The sequence below is a fragment of the Alicyclobacillus macrosporangiidus CPP55 genome, from assembly GCF_000702485.1.
Lineage (GTDB): Bacteria > Bacillota > Bacilli > Alicyclobacillales > Alicyclobacillaceae > Alicyclobacillus_H > Alicyclobacillus_H macrosporangiidus_B.
The window spans coordinates 564,873-580,396 of the sequence record NZ_JNIL01000001.1 but is presented as its reverse complement, the minus strand read 5'-3'; the positions used below and the strand labels follow the sequence as shown (position 1 = coordinate 580,396).

16 protein-coding genes are annotated in these 15,524 nt (G+C 64.0%); 15 read left to right on the top strand and 1 reads right to left on the bottom strand.

The window, feature by feature from the left end:
* Window positions 1–120 precede the first annotated feature (120 nt).
* From dpsA to N687_RS0103055, 10 genes are all read left to right on the top strand, one after another.
* Window positions 121–1,002 carry a dipicolinate synthase subunit DpsA gene (gene dpsA, locus N687_RS0103100; protein WP_029420457.1) on the top strand — a complete coding sequence of 294 codons (882 nt, stop codon included), beginning with the start codon at window positions 121–123 and terminating at the stop codon, window positions 1,000–1,002.
* A 32-nt stretch (window positions 1,003–1,034) separates the two neighbouring features.
* Complete coding sequence (locus N687_RS0103095) at window positions 1,035–1,637, top strand: dipicolinate synthase subunit B (protein WP_029420456.1); 603 nt, start codon at window positions 1,035–1,037, stop codon at window positions 1,635–1,637.
* 38 nt (window positions 1,638–1,675) lie between these two features.
* Entirely contained in the window at window positions 1,676–2,701 is a 1,026-nt protein-coding gene (locus tag N687_RS0103090; RefSeq protein ID WP_029420455.1) for an aspartate-semialdehyde dehydrogenase, read from the top strand.
* Between the two features lie 39 nt (window positions 2,702–2,740).
* Window positions 2,741–3,943 carry an aspartate kinase gene (dapG, locus tag N687_RS0103085; RefSeq protein ID WP_029420454.1) on the top strand — a complete coding sequence of 401 codons (1,203 nt, stop codon included), beginning with the start codon at window positions 2,741–2,743 and terminating at the stop codon, window positions 3,941–3,943.
* Between the two features lie 32 nt (window positions 3,944–3,975).
* Complete coding sequence (gene dapA, locus N687_RS0103080) at window positions 3,976–4,860, top strand: 4-hydroxy-tetrahydrodipicolinate synthase (protein WP_029420453.1); 885 nt, start codon at window positions 3,976–3,978, stop codon at window positions 4,858–4,860.
* 445 nt (window positions 4,861–5,305) lie between these two features.
* Window positions 5,306–6,964: a ribonuclease J gene (locus N687_RS0103075; RefSeq protein ID WP_029420452.1), complete on the top strand. Its 1,659-nt coding sequence runs from the start codon at window positions 5,306–5,308 to the stop codon at window positions 6,962–6,964.
* Between the two features lie 267 nt (window positions 6,965–7,231).
* Complete coding sequence (locus N687_RS0103070; RefSeq protein ID WP_029420451.1) at window positions 7,232–7,969, top strand: ClpP family protease; 738 nt, start codon at window positions 7,232–7,234, stop codon at window positions 7,967–7,969.
* On the top strand, window positions 7,966–8,205 hold the full coding sequence (locus N687_RS0103065; protein WP_029420450.1) for a YlzJ-like family protein: 240 nt from the start codon (window positions 7,966–7,968) through the stop codon (window positions 8,203–8,205). Before N687_RS0103070 ends, N687_RS0103065 begins: the two co-directional genes overlap by 4 nt.
* A gap of 63 nt (window positions 8,206–8,268) precedes the next feature.
* Complete coding sequence (locus tag N687_RS0103060; RefSeq protein ID WP_029420449.1) at window positions 8,269–10,671, top strand: FtsK/SpoIIIE family DNA translocase; 2,403 nt, start codon at window positions 8,269–8,271, stop codon at window positions 10,669–10,671.
* 75 nt (window positions 10,672–10,746) lie between these two features.
* Window positions 10,747–11,355 carry a hypothetical protein gene (locus tag N687_RS0103055; protein WP_029420448.1) on the top strand — a complete coding sequence of 203 codons (609 nt, stop codon included), beginning with the start codon at window positions 10,747–10,749 and terminating at the stop codon, window positions 11,353–11,355.
* A 70-nt stretch (window positions 11,356–11,425) separates the two neighbouring features.
* Here the strand turns inward: N687_RS0103055 and N687_RS0103050 are convergent, their stop codons facing one another.
* Window positions 11,426–11,767 (bottom strand): hypothetical protein, encoded by a 342-nt coding sequence (locus tag N687_RS0103050; protein WP_029420447.1) that lies wholly within the window; start codon window positions 11,765–11,767, stop codon window positions 11,426–11,428.
* A 141-nt stretch (window positions 11,768–11,908) separates the two neighbouring features.
* On the opposite strand from N687_RS0103050, the gene N687_RS0103045 reads away from it, so the two are divergent.
* The 5 genes from N687_RS0103045 to N687_RS0103025 all read left to right on the top strand — a co-directional run bounded on the left by N687_RS0103045 (window position 11,909) and on the right by N687_RS0103025 (window position 15,506).
* Window positions 11,909–12,925, top strand: coding sequence for a hypothetical protein (locus N687_RS0103045; protein WP_029420446.1), 1,017 nt, complete (start codon window positions 11,909–11,911; stop codon window positions 12,923–12,925).
* A gap of 75 nt (window positions 12,926–13,000) precedes the next feature.
* Window positions 13,001–13,768, top strand: coding sequence for a DUF3388 domain-containing protein (locus N687_RS0103040; RefSeq protein WP_029420445.1), 768 nt, complete (start codon window positions 13,001–13,003; stop codon window positions 13,766–13,768).
* A 47-nt stretch (window positions 13,769–13,815) separates the two neighbouring features.
* The gene (locus N687_RS25040; RefSeq protein WP_051662902.1) at window positions 13,816–14,508 is read left to right on the top strand and encodes a helix-turn-helix domain-containing protein; all 693 of its coding nucleotides are present in this window, start codon (window positions 13,816–13,818) and stop codon (window positions 14,506–14,508) included.
* Window positions 14,505–14,963 carry a DUF4115 domain-containing protein gene (locus N687_RS0103030; RefSeq protein ID WP_029420443.1) on the top strand — a complete coding sequence of 153 codons (459 nt, stop codon included), beginning with the start codon at window positions 14,505–14,507 and terminating at the stop codon, window positions 14,961–14,963. Before N687_RS25040 ends, N687_RS0103030 begins: the two co-directional genes overlap by 4 nt.
* A 45-nt stretch (window positions 14,964–15,008) precedes the next feature.
* Entirely contained in the window at window positions 15,009–15,506 is a 498-nt protein-coding gene (locus tag N687_RS0103025; protein ID WP_029420442.1) for a YajQ family cyclic di-GMP-binding protein, read from the top strand.
* Window positions 15,507–15,524: the final 18 nt, after the last annotated feature.

The window sequence follows — 15,524 nt, the reverse complement described above, 5'->3', positions numbered from 1 at the left end:
TCCCAGTTGGGCGGGCGCTACGCGGAGTGTCTTGCGAAGCATAAACGTAGCGTAGCGCCCGCCCATGCGAACACATACATTACAGCGTCGAAAATCGGCGACGGGAAAGGGGATTGACAGATGCTCACAGGCCGCAAGCTGGTGTTCGTCGGCGGTGACGCCCGGATGATTGAGGTCGTCGCCCAGGCGACCGAACTGGACGCCAGCGCCACGCTGATCGGTTTCGATCATCTGCAGCGCACCTTTGTGGAGACGGTCAAGGCGCAACCGCATCCGGACGTCTTCGCGGACGCCGACGCCGTGGTGCTGCCGGTCGCTGGGATGGAAGACGACGGGCGGGTTGACTCCATGTTCAGTGACGCGCCCATCCGCCTGACCAATGAACACTTTGCGGCGCTGCGTCCGGGCACGTTCGTGTTTTCGGGAATCGGCCGCCCCACGTTGGAACAGTGGTGCGCGACCTACCAACTTCGCCTGATCAAACTGATGGAATTGGACGAGGTGGCCATCCTCAACTCCATCCCGACGGCGGAAGGGGCCATCGCCATGGCCATGGAACATACCGACATCACCATCCACGGATCGCGCATCGCGGTGTTGGGATTCGGCCGATGCGGGGTCACCCTGGCCCGAACCCTCGCTGCGCTGGGGGCAAAGGTCCGCGTGGCGGCGCGCAATCCGGCGCACGTGGCGCGCATCCGGGAGATGGGCCTTCAGCCCGTGGACATTCGCCGTCTGGTCGAAGCCCTCACGGATGTGGACGTGATTTTCAACACGGTCCCCGACCTCATTCTCACGGCCGCCGTACTGGCGCACGTGCCCAAGGAATGTGTGATCATCGACATCGCCTCGAAACCCGGCGGCACCGACTTTCGCTATGCAGAGCGGCGCGGCATGAAAGCCATTCTGGCGCCGAGCCTGCCGGGCCTCGTCGCGCCCAAGACCGCCGGCCGCATCATCGCCGACACCCTTTGCCGCATCCTCGCGTCAGAGAACGGCTGACGGTCATGCTGAATCCTGTGGGAGGGAACATCATGGAGTTGAAAGGGAAGACCATCGGCTTCGCCGTAACCGGATCGCACTGCACGTATGAAGAGGTATTCCCGGAGATCAGGCGCCTCGTCGAAATGGGTGTGCAGGTCGTGCCGATCTTCTCCAACACCGTTCTGGAAGTGAGCACCCGTTTCGGAGAAGCGGGAGCGTGGGCCAAGAAAATTGAGGAAGTGACAGGTAGGAAGGCCATCACCACCATCCCGGAGGCGGAGCCACTGGGACCATCGAAGCTGCTCGACTGTCTGGTGATCGCGCCATGCACCGGCAACACCCTGAGCCGGTTGGCGAATGCCGCCACAGACTCGGCTGTGCTGATGGCCGCCAAGGCGACCATGCGCAACGATCGGCCGGTCGTCATCGCCATCTCGACGAATGACGGGCTGGGGCTCAATCTATTCAACATCGCCAAACTGATCAACATGAAAAATATTTTCTTCGTTCCGTTTGGGCAGGATGCGCCGCATGTTAAAATGAATTCGCTGGTTTCGTTGATGTCTCTCATCCCTGCCACCTGCGAGGCAGCGCTGGAAAAGCGCCAGCTTCAACCGCTGCTCATCGAGCGTTGGCGCGAGGCGCGCCCGTGAGTGGCCTCACCGACTCAACCAGTGAAGGAGATTGGCGCATGCAAAAGAAGGACACATACAACGTTGCGGTGCTGGGTGCCACGGGCGCCGTGGGACGGGCCATGCTGGAGACATTGGAGCGGCGGAATTTCCCGGTCGGGGAACTTCGTCTGCTGGCTTCGCCTCGTTCGGCCGGCCAGACCCTGTCCTTCCGCGGCCGGTCCTACACGGTTCAGGCTGCGGAGGAAGCGGCCTTCGAGGGCATCGACATCGCGCTGTTCAGCGCCGGGGCCTCTGCCAGTCAGGTATTCGCGCCGATGGCGGTCCGCCAGGGCGCCGTGGTGGTAGACAACAGCAGCGCGTTTCGGATGCACGATGACGTGCCCCTGGTGGTGCCCGAGGTCAATCCCCACGCCGTCGCCCGGCACCAGGGCATCATCGCGAATCCGAACTGCTCCACCATCCAGCTGGTCGTGGCGTTGAAACCGTTGGCCGAGCTGGGCCTGGACCATGTCACCGTCTCCACCTATCAGGCGGTCAGCGGCATGGGGCAGAAGGCGATCGACGCATTGATGGCCGAGACGGAGAGCGGCGATCCGCAGCACACGACGCTGTTCCCGTTGGCCAGCCAGCCGCAGCACTACCGGATGGCTTTCAATGTCCTGCCGCAGTGCGACGTCTTTCTTGACAACAACTACACAAAAGAAGAAATGAAGCTTGTCAACGAATCGCGTAAGATCCTGGAGCTGCCCGAGCTGCGAGTGAGCCCGACGGCGGTGCGGGTACCTGTGGTATACGGGCACTCAGAGGCCGTGCGCGTGCGATTCGCCCGGCCCGTGTCGGCCGCGGAGGTCCGGGCGCGCCTCCAAGGTGCCCCCGGGGTGGTGGTCGTCGATGATCCGGCGCAGGCTTTGTACCCGCATCCGCTGATGGCGGCCGGAACGGGGGAGACGTACGTCGGGCGCATCCGCCAAGACCTCGCGGACGATCACGCCGTCATGATGTTCGTGGTCGCCGACAATCTGCTGAAGGGTGCTGCCTGGAACGCGGTGCAGATCGCCGAGCTGCTGATTCGGGGAGTGTGACAGGCGCGGCGGCGATGGCGGAAGCAAGGAGGGGGAACCATGAGGATATTGGTGCAGAAGTTCGGGGGTACCTCCGTCGCCTCCCGCGAGAGCCGATTGGCTGCTGTCCAGCACGTGGAGCGCGCGCTGGCGGAAGGATACCGCGTGGTGGTGGTGGTCTCGGCGATGGGCAGGAAAGGGGACCCGTACGCGACCGACACACTGCTCGGTGCGTTGGATGAGACCGACGCGGTGGCGAAACGGGAACTCGACATCCTGATGTCCTGCGGGGAGACGATCTCCGCGGTGGTATTCGCCAGCCTCCTGCGCTCCCGCGGCCACGAGGTGAGCGTACTGACAGGCGCGCAGGCGGGGATCGTCACCAACAACCAGTACGGAGACGCCCGCATCCTGGAGGTCCGCCCAGATCGGATTCTGGAAGCGTTGGAACAGGGATGCGTGGTCGTCGTCACCGGATTTCAAGGCGTGACCCTGGACGGTGATGTGACCACACTCGGGCGGGGCGGCAGTGACACGACGGCCACCGCGCTGGGCGTTGCACTCGGGGCGGAATACGTGGACATCTTCACGGACGTGGACGGCATCATGACGGCGGATCCGCGGATTGTGGAGGACGCCCGCCGCCTGCGGCGCGTGACGTACACGGAGATCTGCAACCTGGCCTACCAGGGCGCCAAGGTGATTCACCCGCGTGCCGTCGAGATCGCGATGCAGAAAAACGTGCCCATCCGCGTGCGCAGCACTCATTCAGAGGACGAGGGCACTTTGGTGACGAGCGCGACCACCGCGTTGGAGTCGGGGGCGTTGTCCGACCGGTTGGTGACCGGTGTCACGCAGGCGGCTGCATTTGCACAGCTGGTGATGGATGGCCCGGAGCTTCCATACGGCCGCATTTTTGTCGAGACAGCCCGCCGTGGGATCAGCCTTGACTTCATCTACGTGAGCCAGGACCGGGTCGCGTACACGGTACCGGAGCGGGACGCGGACGCCGCGATCGCGATTGTGCGGGAGCTCGGCATCGAACCACGGATCGTCCCCGACTGCGCGCGCGTGGCCGTCGTCGGCGCCGGGATCGCGGGGGTGCCGGGGATCATGGCGAAGATCGTCAGCGCACTGGAGGCGGAGGGCGTGGACATCTTGCAGTCGGCCGACTCTCATACCACGATCTGGTGTTTGGTCCGCCGGCCGGATATGGAGCGGGCGGTTCGCGCTCTGCACCGGGCCTTCGAACTGAACCAGTAACCAGGCCAGGAATTCGAAAGGAGATGGCCGAATTGGATTTCGGCAGGCTCGTCACTGCGATGGCGACCCCGTTCAAGCCGGACGGGTCGCTGGACGAGAGCGGACTGAAGTCGTTGGTCGACCACCTGATTGCGACCGGGACGACGGCGATCGTCGCCTGCGGCACGACTGGGGAGTCACCGACGCTCAGCCATGAAGAGAAGTTGAAGGTGTTTGAGTGGACGGTCCGCGCTGCGGACGGCCGTGTGCCGGTCATCGCGGGCACCGGGAGCAACGACACCACCGGTTCCATCGCACTGAGCCGGGAAGCGCAGGCTCTCGGTGTGGATGGCCTCTTGCTGGTGTCGCCCTATTACAACCGTCCGACCCAGGAGGGGTTGTACGCCCATTTTTCGGCCATCGCCGAGGCGGTGGACCTGCCGGTGATGGTGTACAACATCCCGTCGCGGACGGGGGTGAACATCGAGGTCGACACGATGCTGCGGCTGGCTCAGGTGCCGAACATCACCTCGGTGAAGGAAGCGAGCGGGAATTTCTCACACATCCTGCGGTTGGCGGCCGAAAAGCCGGATGACCTCATCTTGTACAGCGGCGACGACAAGTTCACGCTGCCGATGATGGCTGTCGGCGGATACGGCGTCGTCAGCGTGGCGTCGCACGTGGTGGGCCCGGAGATGCGGGCGATGATCGACGCGTTCGTGTCGGGCGATACGGCGACCGCCCGCGACTGGGCGAATCGCCTGCTTCCGGTCTTCGAGGCCCTGTTCCGCGTCACGAGCCCTGCGCCGCTAAAGGCAGCCCTTCGTTTGCTTGGGCTGCCCGGCGGTGGGGTCCGACTCCCGTTGGTGGAGGCTCCGGACTCCGTGGTCGAGGAATTGCGGCGCGAGCTGAGTCGGCTTGGCAAATATACGGTGTGAGCGGGATTCGAGGCGGTGCCCAGGCGCGGACACCGGTACAAGGAATCATTTCAGAAGCGCGGCGGCTGCGGTGGGAAACCACCGGAGCCGCCGCGCTTTTGCGCTCGAAGGCTCGAGGGTGCCGCGGTGTGTCGGGTGGACGGTCTGTTCGGTTCGAGGTGAGTTGTAGTGCGGCTCAATTGCGAGTATAATAGAGGCACAGTGACGGGTGCGGCTTGATACCAAACTTCGGTCATCATCGCTGGATCGCGTGAACGGGGACAATCTGCGTGCTTGCGCCGAGTGGAGACGGGGCAAGACGTGGACAAATAAGCCTGTTATTCGCGCAAAAAGCCAAAAGTGTCTCTTTTTTGGCTTTTTTGAGGCGTCGCAACGGCGTCATTGTAATTTTTGGACAGGCGGCACGGTACTGCCTCAGCGCAGTGTGCCGAACGGAGGTGCAAATTTGGCAAGAGGAAAACCGAAACTCTCCATCATCCCGCTGGGAGGCGTCGGCGAGATTGGCAAGAACATGACGGCCTACCGGTACGGGGAAGACATCATTGTGGTCGATGCGGGTTTAAAATTTCCTGAAGAAGAAATGCTTGGAATTGATGCGGTCATCCCGGACATTGCGTATCTGTTAGAACACCGAGAAAAGGTCCGGGCCATCTTTCTCACCCACGGACACGAGGATCACATCGGTGGCTTGCCCTACGTCCTGAAGAGCATCAATGTGCCGGTGTACGGGACGAGATTGACCCTGGGGCTGGTCGAGAACAAGCTGCGCGAACACGGTCTCTTGGATTCCGCGAAGCTGGTCCGTATGGACGGGAACAGCCAGGTGCGTGTCGGTGCGTTTGAAGTGTCCTTCTTCTACAACAATCACAGCATTCCAGACACGGGCGGCTTCGCCATTCGAACGCCGGAAGGCCTGGTGGTACACACCGGTGACTTCAAATTCGACCATACGCCGGTGGACGGCCGACCGGCCGACCTGCATAAACTGGCCGCGTATGGCAACGAGGGCGTGTTGGCACTGGTGGCGGACAGCACCAACGCGGAACGCGAAGGGTTTACGCCGTCCGAACGAACGGTCGGCAAGGTGATTGACGACATCGTCGCGCAGGCGCCCGGCCGGGTCATTCTGGCGACGTTTGCTTCCAACATTCACCGGATGCAGCAGGTGATTGAGGCCGCAGAGCGGCACGGCCGCAAGGTGGCGATCGTCGGGCGCAGTATGGTGAACAACATTCACATCGCGGTGCAGTTGGGCTATCTGCATGTCCGCCCAGGTACCATGGTGGACGTGGAGGACATCGGCAAGATGGCGCCGGAGAAAGTCGTGGTGCTGTGCACCGGCAGCCAGGGAGAGCCGATGTCCGCCTTGACCCGGATGGCGCGCGGCGCCCATCGGAAGATCGACATCGTCCCCGGGGACACCGTGGTGCTCGCCAGTTCCCCTATTCCGGGCAACGAGAAGTACGTCGCGCGGACCATCGACCAGCTCTTTCGGGCTGGAGCGAACGTGATCTACCGCGGGGTCCACGTATCCGGGCACGGGAGCCAGGAAGAATTGAAGCTGATGCTCAACCTGACTCGACCGAAATACTTTTTGCCCGTGCATGGTGAGTACCGCATGCAGATGACGCACGCCCGTCTGGCGCTGGAAGTCGGCGTCCCGGAGGAGAACATCTTCGTGCTCGATCTCGGCGATGTGGTCGAGATTGAAAATGGCCACGCGCGATTGGGCGCCAAGGTGACGGCCGGGACCGTGATGATTGACGGACTGGGCGTCGGGGACGTGGGGAACATCGTCCTTCGCGATCGCAAGTTGTTGTCCCAGGACGGCATCCTGGTCGTCGTGGTCACGCTCTCCAAGGAGACGGGCCAGGTGTTGTCCGGGCCAGACATCATCTCGCGGGGATTCGTGTACGTGCGGGAGTCCGAGGCGCTGCTGGACGAGGCCACACGATTGGTGGAGTCGACGCTCACCCGTATGGTGGCGGACAACATCAGCGAGTGGTCGTCGTTGAAGACGGCCGTCCGGGATACGTTGGGGCGCTACCTGTTCGACCAAACACGGCGCCGCCCGATGATCCTGCCCATCATCATGGAGGCCTGAGCAGGACAGGGCGCACAGCGTGATGTGCCGGGACGGGTGCGGGTGTACCGCTCCCGTCCCGGCTATTTTTACATGCTGTTCCAGGGATGCTCCGGGCGGTATGGGCTCTCTGAACCCGTCACCTGGCTCGTCACACGGGTCTCCCCGGGGAAGCCTCGCATGGCAGGGGAGTGCGGAACCCATACTAAGGCGAGACAAACCCGAAGTACGACGTCTCCGCACATGCCGCACCCGGGCGGAGACGGGAACGGGAGGACTCAGACGAGGATGGCAAACCAGACGGAAAGCCCGCAGAACCCCGACGCCCAGACGCCCGCTCCCCCCAGCGTGGCGCAGAATGTGGAGTCACTCGGCCAGACCAATCCGGTGCAGGCCGCTTCCAACGTGTATTGCCTCACCATCATCGGGCAGGTCGAAGGGCATATGGCCCTGCCTCCACAGAACAAGACCACCAAATACGAACACGTCATTCCTCAACTGGTCGCAGTCGAACAGAATGATCAGATCGAAGGACTTTTGATTGTCCTCAACACGGTGGGCGGAGACGTGGAGGCGGGGCTGGCGATCGCCGAGATGGTGGCGAGCCTGAGCAAACCCACCGTATCCCTGGTCTTGGGAGGGGGACACAGCATCGGCGTTCCCATCGCAGTCAGCGCCGACTATTCATTTATCGCCGAGACCGCCTCGATGACGATTCACCCGATCCGTCTGACCGGCATGGTCATCGGGGTGCCGCAGTCCTTCGAGTACCTGGAGCGCATGCAGGAGCGCGTGACGCGGTTCGTCGTCGAACACTCCAACATCTCCGAGGAGAAATTCCGTGAACTGATGCTCAACACCGGGGAGATGGCGCGGGATATCGGGACGACCGTCGTGGGGCGGGACGCAGTCCGATACGGATTGATCGACCAGGTCGGCGGGTTGGGCGAGGCCATGAAAAAGCTGTCGGAGATGATTGACCGGTATCGGCAGCAACGGGCTCCGGCGGAGCGGGTGGTACAATGAGCACCCTGTGGACCATCGTGCCGCCGGAGTGGGTCTTCGGGCAGCCGGGCAGGTCGCCGGAGACGGAGGAGATTGAGCTGGGGGGCGCTCGGATGGTGGTCACCCCCCTCGGCCGGGGGCAAGCGCGTGTGGAACGGCTCATCAGCCCGAATCCGCAGGATTACCTGCGCCCCGATTGGCAGCCGGGTTCCATTCTGCCCTATCCACCGTCGGGGACGCCTGGACCGAGGCCCTGAACCTGCCGATGGTCTGGAACGGGTGGGCAGGAAAGTGGCCCCCCGGTCTCGAATCCTTTTGGCATGGGAAAAAAGCAGCATCAGAAGCGTGTGTTGGAATTCGAACTGGTCGGCATGGCGCTGTTGACGTTGAGCGCCCTGGCCTTGGGCCGCCTCGGTCTGGTCGGGCGGTATCTCGACGTGGCCTTTATCTACCTGGCGGGTTCGTGGAGCTTCCTCGTCCCTGTGTTTCTCGGCTACGCGGCCATTTACATGATGGTCCAGCGTACTCCGTTTCCGTGGCATCACCGCCACATGGGGCTGCTCATCTTGTTCATCGTCTGGTTGACCGCCATGGAGTTCGACCTCTATCAGAGTGTGGCTGCCATGTACCCGGACCATCAGGTCCAGATCTGGCAAGTCACCTTGGCGGCCGTCGACGAGATGCGAGACGTGGTTCTGGGCAGGACGCAGATCCCGTCCGCTTCCGTGCAAGCAGGGGGAGGATTGGTGGGGGCCGCCGTGTTCGCCCTGTGTCACCGTCTCTTCTCCGACCTGGGCACGGTTTTGGTGCTCTCGGTCAGCGGCCTGGTCGGCGCCGCGCTCGTCACTCAGCGATCGCTGGTGGCTGGTCTGCAACAGGGGACGCGCTGGATGGAGCGACGGTTGGAGGCGCTGTGGAAGGGCAGCAAGCAGTACATCGACGTGCTGTTTGGACCGGACCCTGAGGAGCCGAAGAAGGAGGCTGGGGCCGAATCCGGCAGCGCCCCGCCAGGCCGGCGGGGGCGCCGCAAGCCCGAACTGATTGTCGACGGGGAGGTCGTCGAGAGCGCCGGCGGATCGAAGGAGGAAGAGGAGCGGCCCATCGTCCGGGACTTCTCGGCACAGTGGCAGAAGCATGCGCGGGAAAGCGACGTCGTCACCGTAGAGCAGGTGGGCAATCAACTGGTGGCCCGGTTCCCGGAGCGCGCGGCGCCGGTCAAGGAGGAGGTGCGCCGCAGGTCCGCGCCGGAATCGTATCCCATCGGGGTTCCGGTCCGCGACGACCATTATCAATTGCCACCCCTGCGCCTGTTCGCGCTGCCCGCGATGCCGAAGGGCGGGTTCGATCACCGCGAGGCGCAGGAGAACGCCCGGAAGCTGGAGGCCACCTTTGAGAGCTTTGGCGTCCAAGCCCGGGTGCTGGAGATCAGCCGCGGGCCGGCGGTCACCCGCTATGAGATCCAACCCGCCGTCGGCGTGAAGGTCTCCCGCATTCTCAGCCTCGCCGACGACATCGCGCTGGCCCTGGCGGCGCGTGACATCCGCATCGAAGCGCCGGTGCCGGGCAAACCGGTCATCGGCATCGAGGTCCCGAATGACGAGATCTCCATCGTCACGCTGCGCGAGGTGTTGGAGTCACCCGAGTTCCAAGAGGAGGACTCGAAACTCGCCTTGGCGCTCGGCCGCGACATCTCGGGTGCGCCCATTGTCGGCGACCTGCAGAAGATGCCGCACCTGCTCGTGGCGGGTGCGACGGGGTCTGGGAAAAGCGTCTGCATCAATGGGATCATCGCTTCGATCCTCGTCAAGGCCAAGCCGCACGAGGTCAAGTTTTTGATGATCGATCCCAAGATGGTGGAATTGAGCGGGTACAACGGCATCCCGCATCTGATGGCCCCCGTGGTCACCGACCCGCGCAGGGCGGCCTACGCCTTGAAGCGGGTGGTCGAGGAGATGGAAAACCGCTACAGGCTGTTCGCCGAGCGGGGCGCGCGGGACCTGGAGCGGTACAATCAGATGCTGCGGGCGGACGGGGAGGACGCCCTGCCGTATATTGTCGTCATCATCGACGAGCTGGCCGATCTGATGATGGTCGCCCCGGGAGAGGTGGAGGACGCCATCTGCCGCATCGCGCAGATGGCGCGGGCGGCCGGAATCCACCTGATTGTCGCCACGCAGCGGCCGTCGGTGGACGTGATCACCGGTGTCATCAAGGCCAACATCCCGAGCCGCATCGCGTTCGCCGTCTCGTCGATGGCCGACTCGCGCACCATCCTCGACGGCGGCGGCGCCGAGAAACTGCTCGGCCGAGGGGACATGCTCTACCTGCCGGTGGGTGCGTCCAAGCCGGTGCGGGTGCAGGGAGCGTACGTATCGGAGAGCGAGATCGAGCAGTTGGTGGAATATGTGAAATCCCAGCAGCAGGCGGTATACACTGTGGACCTCAACCGTGACGAAGAGGCTTCCGATACAACCTCCGCGGACGACTTGGACGAATTGTTCTTCGACGCGGTCGATCTCGTCGTCGACACGGGGCAGGCTTCGGTGTCGATGATCCAGCGCCGGTTCCGGGTCGGGTATTCCCGGGCGGCGCGCATTGTGGACCAGATGGAGCAGCGCGGATTGGTCGGGCCGTTTGAGGGCAGCAAGCCGCGCGAGGTGTTGATCACAGCAGAGGAGTGGCAGCGCTTCAAAGAGGGCATGCGCGGCGGACGGAGCCATTGAAACGGGGTGGCACACCGGAATCTTTCACGCCTTGGGCACATAGGCTGTACCAGTCTGTCCAAGGAGTCGATGACCATGAGAACCTTTCGGCTGGCCGACCTCCTCCCTCCGCTGGCTTGGGTGGGTGTTCTCTCGGCGATCTACGGGGTGTGCGCTGGCGGGCTGGCGGCGGAGCTCGGAGACGGACGGACGGACTGGCCAGGCGGGGCGGTGGGATCCCCTGCCGCGACAGCGGGCATGGACGTGCCCGACAACGTGGTCCAGACGGTGGCCCGCTCCGTTGCGCCCGTGTCGGGACTGGATGAGTTGGTGGTGCTGCCGAACGCGTCAGGCGGCTACACGGTGTCGGCGCAGGTAGAACTCGGGGTGGACGCGTCCGCCGCGGCGGCGGCCGAATCCCAGATGGCGAATCTCGCACAGTTGTATTTCCAAGGGGTGTACGGCGCAGGGGCGGACATCGTCGATGCCCAGGTGTATTTCATGGCCGGCGGACAGCTGGTGGGCGGCGCGGACCTCGGCCGGGACGCCTACCGGAAACTCGATGTGTCGGCCACAACCGCGCCGGGTGCCTTTCTGAAGGCACTGCAATCCCTGCCTGTCCGGACGGGAGAGGGGGCGGACGACAGCTGGGCGCAGTTCGTCACCACCCCGCCGGAGGCAGAGGGAGACATTCAGGGATCGTGAGGGGGCCAGAACGGCGCGCGTCCCTCAAGGCGCGCAAGCGAAAGGGCAGCGGCTTCCGCTGCCCTTCGTTTCACCGCCTTCGCGGCGTCCCCATCAAGTATGCCTGCACGTATCGGATATCGGCCCGGCGCACCTCGCGCACGAGGGCGCGGACAATCGGCTCGTGGCCGGTGCGCATCAAGGTCTCGACGATGGTGCTCGTGGTGAACGGTTCGTCCAAGGATTGTGCCACATCCGGGTTTTCAGCCAGGTGGTCCAACCAGCGGTCGTCGTATCGGTCACCGCGGCGCCGTTCGTAGGCGCTCCGATACAGGTCCCGCACCGTGAAGGGAAGTTCGAGCGTTTGGAGGTAAAAATCCAGTTGATACAGCGCCTTCGCGACCGACAGGTGCTCTCCGCTCAAATCTCTCATCGGTTCCCCACCCCTCGCCGTTATTATCGGCGGTTTCTGGATGAAAGGCAAGTCCGTTGTGTACGAGTCCGTGATACAATAGAAAAGACGAATCGGGTGAGCCCGAGCGCTCCCCTGCTACACAGAACAGGAGACGCGATCTTGCTGGATGCACACACCTGGAAGCGGTGGGTCCTGGCGCTTGCCGCCTGCTTCGGCGTGTCCGCATGCGGGGCACCCGACCTCGCCAGCATGCGCCCCATGCACGAGAAGCCGGCCGCCGAAGTGGTGGTGGTGGGGAATCTCCCGCACTGGTCGGACCAAGATTTGAATCCGGTATTGACTTCACCGGGGCTTGTCACACAAGTGGCGCGTGTCTCGTCTGGATCTTTGCGGCACACGCTGGACCAGGTACTGAACCAGGCGCGCGTGGGCCTGGTCGTGGTGGTCGATCCCGATGGTCCCTCCCAAGAAGCGCGGTCGGCGGCAAATGGCCATGCGAACGTCCGCTTCGAATGGGTGGGAGGGGTCCCCCAAGCGGACCAAGCCGATCACGTGGCGCAAGTCGTGGTTGACCTTGGCGATGCTGCTTACAGCTTGGGGTGGGCGGCCGGACAGTTGGCTGCGTTCCAGCCCGTCGCCACGGTGGGCTGGGTCGCGGACGGGTCTGCTGCGGTGGGCAAGGAGGTCATCACCGCCGCCCTGGCCGGGCTGTACGGCGCCAACACAACCGTACAGCTGAAACCGGTCACGGCCCTCACGGCGATGGACTCGGCGGCAGGGCCGGCACCTCTGCCGAAGGTCATTGTGACGCCGAGGCCCCTGACGCCCGCCGAGTGGTCCACGCTCCGTGCCCAGGGGATCTTGGTATTGTCACTCTGCCCGCAACCAGGCCTCTCCGGACTGGCCGGCGTCCCGGCGGCCCCAGGGGCGGCGTCAGTCGCCGGTGACTTATCGGCGTACGCAAGTGGTCACTGGCGCGGCGGCGTACGGTCCGTCAGACAGTCTCCATTCACAAAACTCGATCCAAACCTTGTCCCCGCGGGGGTGCAGGCGTCGGTCAGCAGCGTGGAACTGTCCCTGGAGGCGGGTTCCCTCAATCCGAGTGCGGCTTGGGGGCAGTTGCCCGTCCAACTGCGCGCCCAGTGGGCCGCTGTCGTCGGTTCCGGGATCGCATGAAGCGTTGAGGGGTTGGAAAACTATTGGAAAGGGGCCGTGGTGCGTTTGGTGCCGGAGGGAGGCGAGCAACCGTGCATCGAGGTGTATTTCCAATATCACATCAAGCGGGACAGGCCCGGGTTGCTCGGGGACATCGCGTCGCTGCTCGGGATGCTGGGATTTAACATCCTGCAGTTGGGCGGTGTATCGGAGCACGGCCGGGGCTTCCTGCTTCGCACGCGGCGCCCGGAAAGTATTGAAGTCTTGCGCACGATGCTCCAGGTGATGGACGACGTCGATCTGGCAGTCTTGCGCACGCCGACCTTGCGGGATCGCATCGCGCTGCGGCACGGCCGGATCATCGAACGCAGCGACACGGAGGCGCGTACGTATCGGTTCGTGCGGGATGAGCTGGGCATCCTCGTCGACTTCCTGGGGGAGCTGTTAAAGCGCCCCGGCCGCCAGGTCATTGGGATGCGAGGACAACCCCGCGTAGGCAAGACGGAGTCGATTGTCGCCGCCAGCGTCTACGCCAACAAGCGGTGGACCTTCATCTCTTCAACTCTGCTGCGACAGACGATGCTGCGGGAGCTGGGTCATGACGAGCTGATGTCCGATCAATTCGTGTACATCATCGACGGCGCGGTATCCACTTTGCGCGGTGACGAACGCCACCTGGCACTGGTCGATGAGGTGATGGGGCTGCCGGCTCCGATTGTCATCGAACACCCGGACATCTTTGTCCGCCATTCCCACTTTGGGTGGAATGTGTTCGACTTATTGATAGAGCTGCGACGGGATCCCGACGAGGCGATCCAGTATGAGGCGTACGAACAGGAGGCAGCGCGCTGGAACGGGGAGTGACCGGCTGCCGGCCGGACCTGCCATAAGGGAAACAGGAGGGTTGCGGAATGCGCGACTTGCGTGCTTTGGGCGTCCAGCTGCGGGAGCAGCGACTCCGCCTGGGCATCGGACTGGACGAACTGCAGGCGGCCACGAAGATCCGCAAACGGTATCTGGAGGCGCTCGAATCCGGTGATTGGAGCATTCTCCCGGGCGATGTGTATGCGCGCGGATTTGTGCGCAGCTACGCGGAGGCGGTGGGGTTGGACGGGCGGCAGCTCCTGGAGGCGTACGTCGATGGCCCCGCGGAGGAGATGTCCACCGATCCCGTTTCTTCTGTGAACAGGGACTCGCCTGCCGAGGCCCCGTCGCCCAGCCCGGATGTCCGCCCTGCCCATGTGGTTGCAGAGCCGGATCGGGAACGGCGGGGGCCCCGGGGGTGCAGGTACCGGCGCCGGACCCGGCCATTCCGGATACGCCTGCTGCGGAGAGAGGCCGTGGCCGATCTGTGGCGAGCCGAGCGCCGTCCCGGCAAAGGCGCCAAGACCTGCGGCCGGTCGCCCGCAGCGGTCAGGCGGAATGGCGGGGCCGAGGCCGAGCCCGCACATCCCGCAGTGGATGGGGATGGAACGCCGCAGGACAGGCGGTGGCGGTGGTGGCCGTTCTGGCCGGGTTGGCGGGCGCATGGTGGTATTTGGAGAGGCCCGGGCGCGGGACCACCGGTGCCGGAGCGAACGAGGCGGCGGTACGGGGCGGAGTGACGTCCGGATCGGGCGGGAACGCGGTCCAAAACGCGGCGGGACCGGTCGGCAATTCGGCGGGCAACACGGTGGTTGGCAGCGGCTCGCCCAATCCGACGGGGAACACGACGAACGCGGCCGGCGGAGGTACGGCTGGACAACCGGAGCTGCGTGTGGTCGGCCAGACATTCAGCAACCACCAACAAACCTATGTGGTCAGCACCACAGGACCGATGGTCGCCCAGTTGACGGCGAGTACGGGGGCGTGTTGGGTGCGCGCCACGGTAGATGGACAGGTGGTAGACCCGAGCGACACCATCCCCGTCGGACAGTCGCGGACTTGGCAAGGGTCGCAGCAGATCCGCATCCGGGTCGGCTTCGTGCCGGGAGTGACGTTGACGCTCAATGGGCAGCCGTTGGCACTGCCTGACACGAAGGACGCCATCGACGTGGTCATCGTCCGGGGACAGGACTGACCGGAAGGCATCGCGATGAAGGTGCTGGGATGAGGAGGTTGTGTAATGGCGAAGGAAGCTTCCTTCGACGTCGTCTCCGAGGTCGACCTGCAGGAGGTGCAGAACGCGGTCCAGCAGGCCCTCAAGGAGATCTCGACGCGGTTTGATTTCAAGGGGAGCAAAAGTGACATCGAGTTCGACGGCAAAGGCGTGATCACGCTTCTGTCGGACGACGAGTACAAGCTGAACGCCCTGCGGGATGTTTTGGAATCCAAGCTGGTCAAGCGCGGCGTGTCCTTGAAGGCGCTGAGGCCCGGCAAGATTGAGCCGGCCGCAGGCGGGACGGTACGCCAGGCGGTGCGGTTGCAGCAGGGCATCGAGCAGGACGTCGCGAAGCAGATCACGAAGCTGGTGAAGGATACCAAATTGAAGGTGCAGGTGTCCATCCAAGGCGATCAGCTGCGCGTCTCCGGAAAGAGCCGGGACGATCTGCAGGCGGTCATCCGCACGCTGCGCGAGGCCGACCTCCCGGTGCCGCTGCAGTTCACGAACTACCGCGGCTAGGCGTCCGGCTTTGACATG

Bases quoted from the DNA above. Each gene is read 5' to 3' on its own strand.
- dpsA (WP_029420457.1), top strand. From the start codon at position 121: ATGCTCACAGGCCGCAAGCTGGTGTTCGTCGGCGGTGACGCCCGGATG.
- N687_RS0103095 (WP_029420456.1), top strand. From the start codon at position 1,035: ATGGAGTTGAAAGGGAAGACCATCGGCTTCGCCGTAACCGGATCGCAC.
- N687_RS0103090 (WP_029420455.1), top strand. From the start codon at position 1,676: ATGCAAAAGAAGGACACATACAACGTTGCGGTGCTGGGTGCCACGGGC.
- dapG (WP_029420454.1), top strand. From the start codon at position 2,741: ATGAGGATATTGGTGCAGAAGTTCGGGGGTACCTCCGTCGCCTCCCGC.
- N687_RS0103070 (WP_029420451.1), top strand. From the start codon at position 7,232: ATGGCAAACCAGACGGAAAGCCCGCAGAACCCCGACGCCCAGACGCCC.
- N687_RS0103065 (WP_029420450.1), top strand. From the start codon at position 7,966: ATGAGCACCCTGTGGACCATCGTGCCGCCGGAGTGGGTCTTCGGGCAG.
- N687_RS0103060 (WP_029420449.1), top strand. From the start codon at position 8,269: ATGGGAAAAAAGCAGCATCAGAAGCGTGTGTTGGAATTCGAACTGGTC.
- N687_RS0103055 (WP_029420448.1), top strand. From the start codon at position 10,747: ATGAGAACCTTTCGGCTGGCCGACCTCCTCCCTCCGCTGGCTTGGGTG.
- N687_RS0103050 (WP_029420447.1), bottom strand. From the start codon at position 11,767: ATGAGAGATTTGAGCGGAGAGCACCTGTCGGTCGCGAAGGCGCTGTAT.
- N687_RS25040 (WP_051662902.1), top strand. From the start codon at position 13,816: ATGCGCGACTTGCGTGCTTTGGGCGTCCAGCTGCGGGAGCAGCGACTC.
- N687_RS0103025 (WP_029420442.1), top strand. From the start codon at position 15,009: ATGGCGAAGGAAGCTTCCTTCGACGTCGTCTCCGAGGTCGACCTGCAG.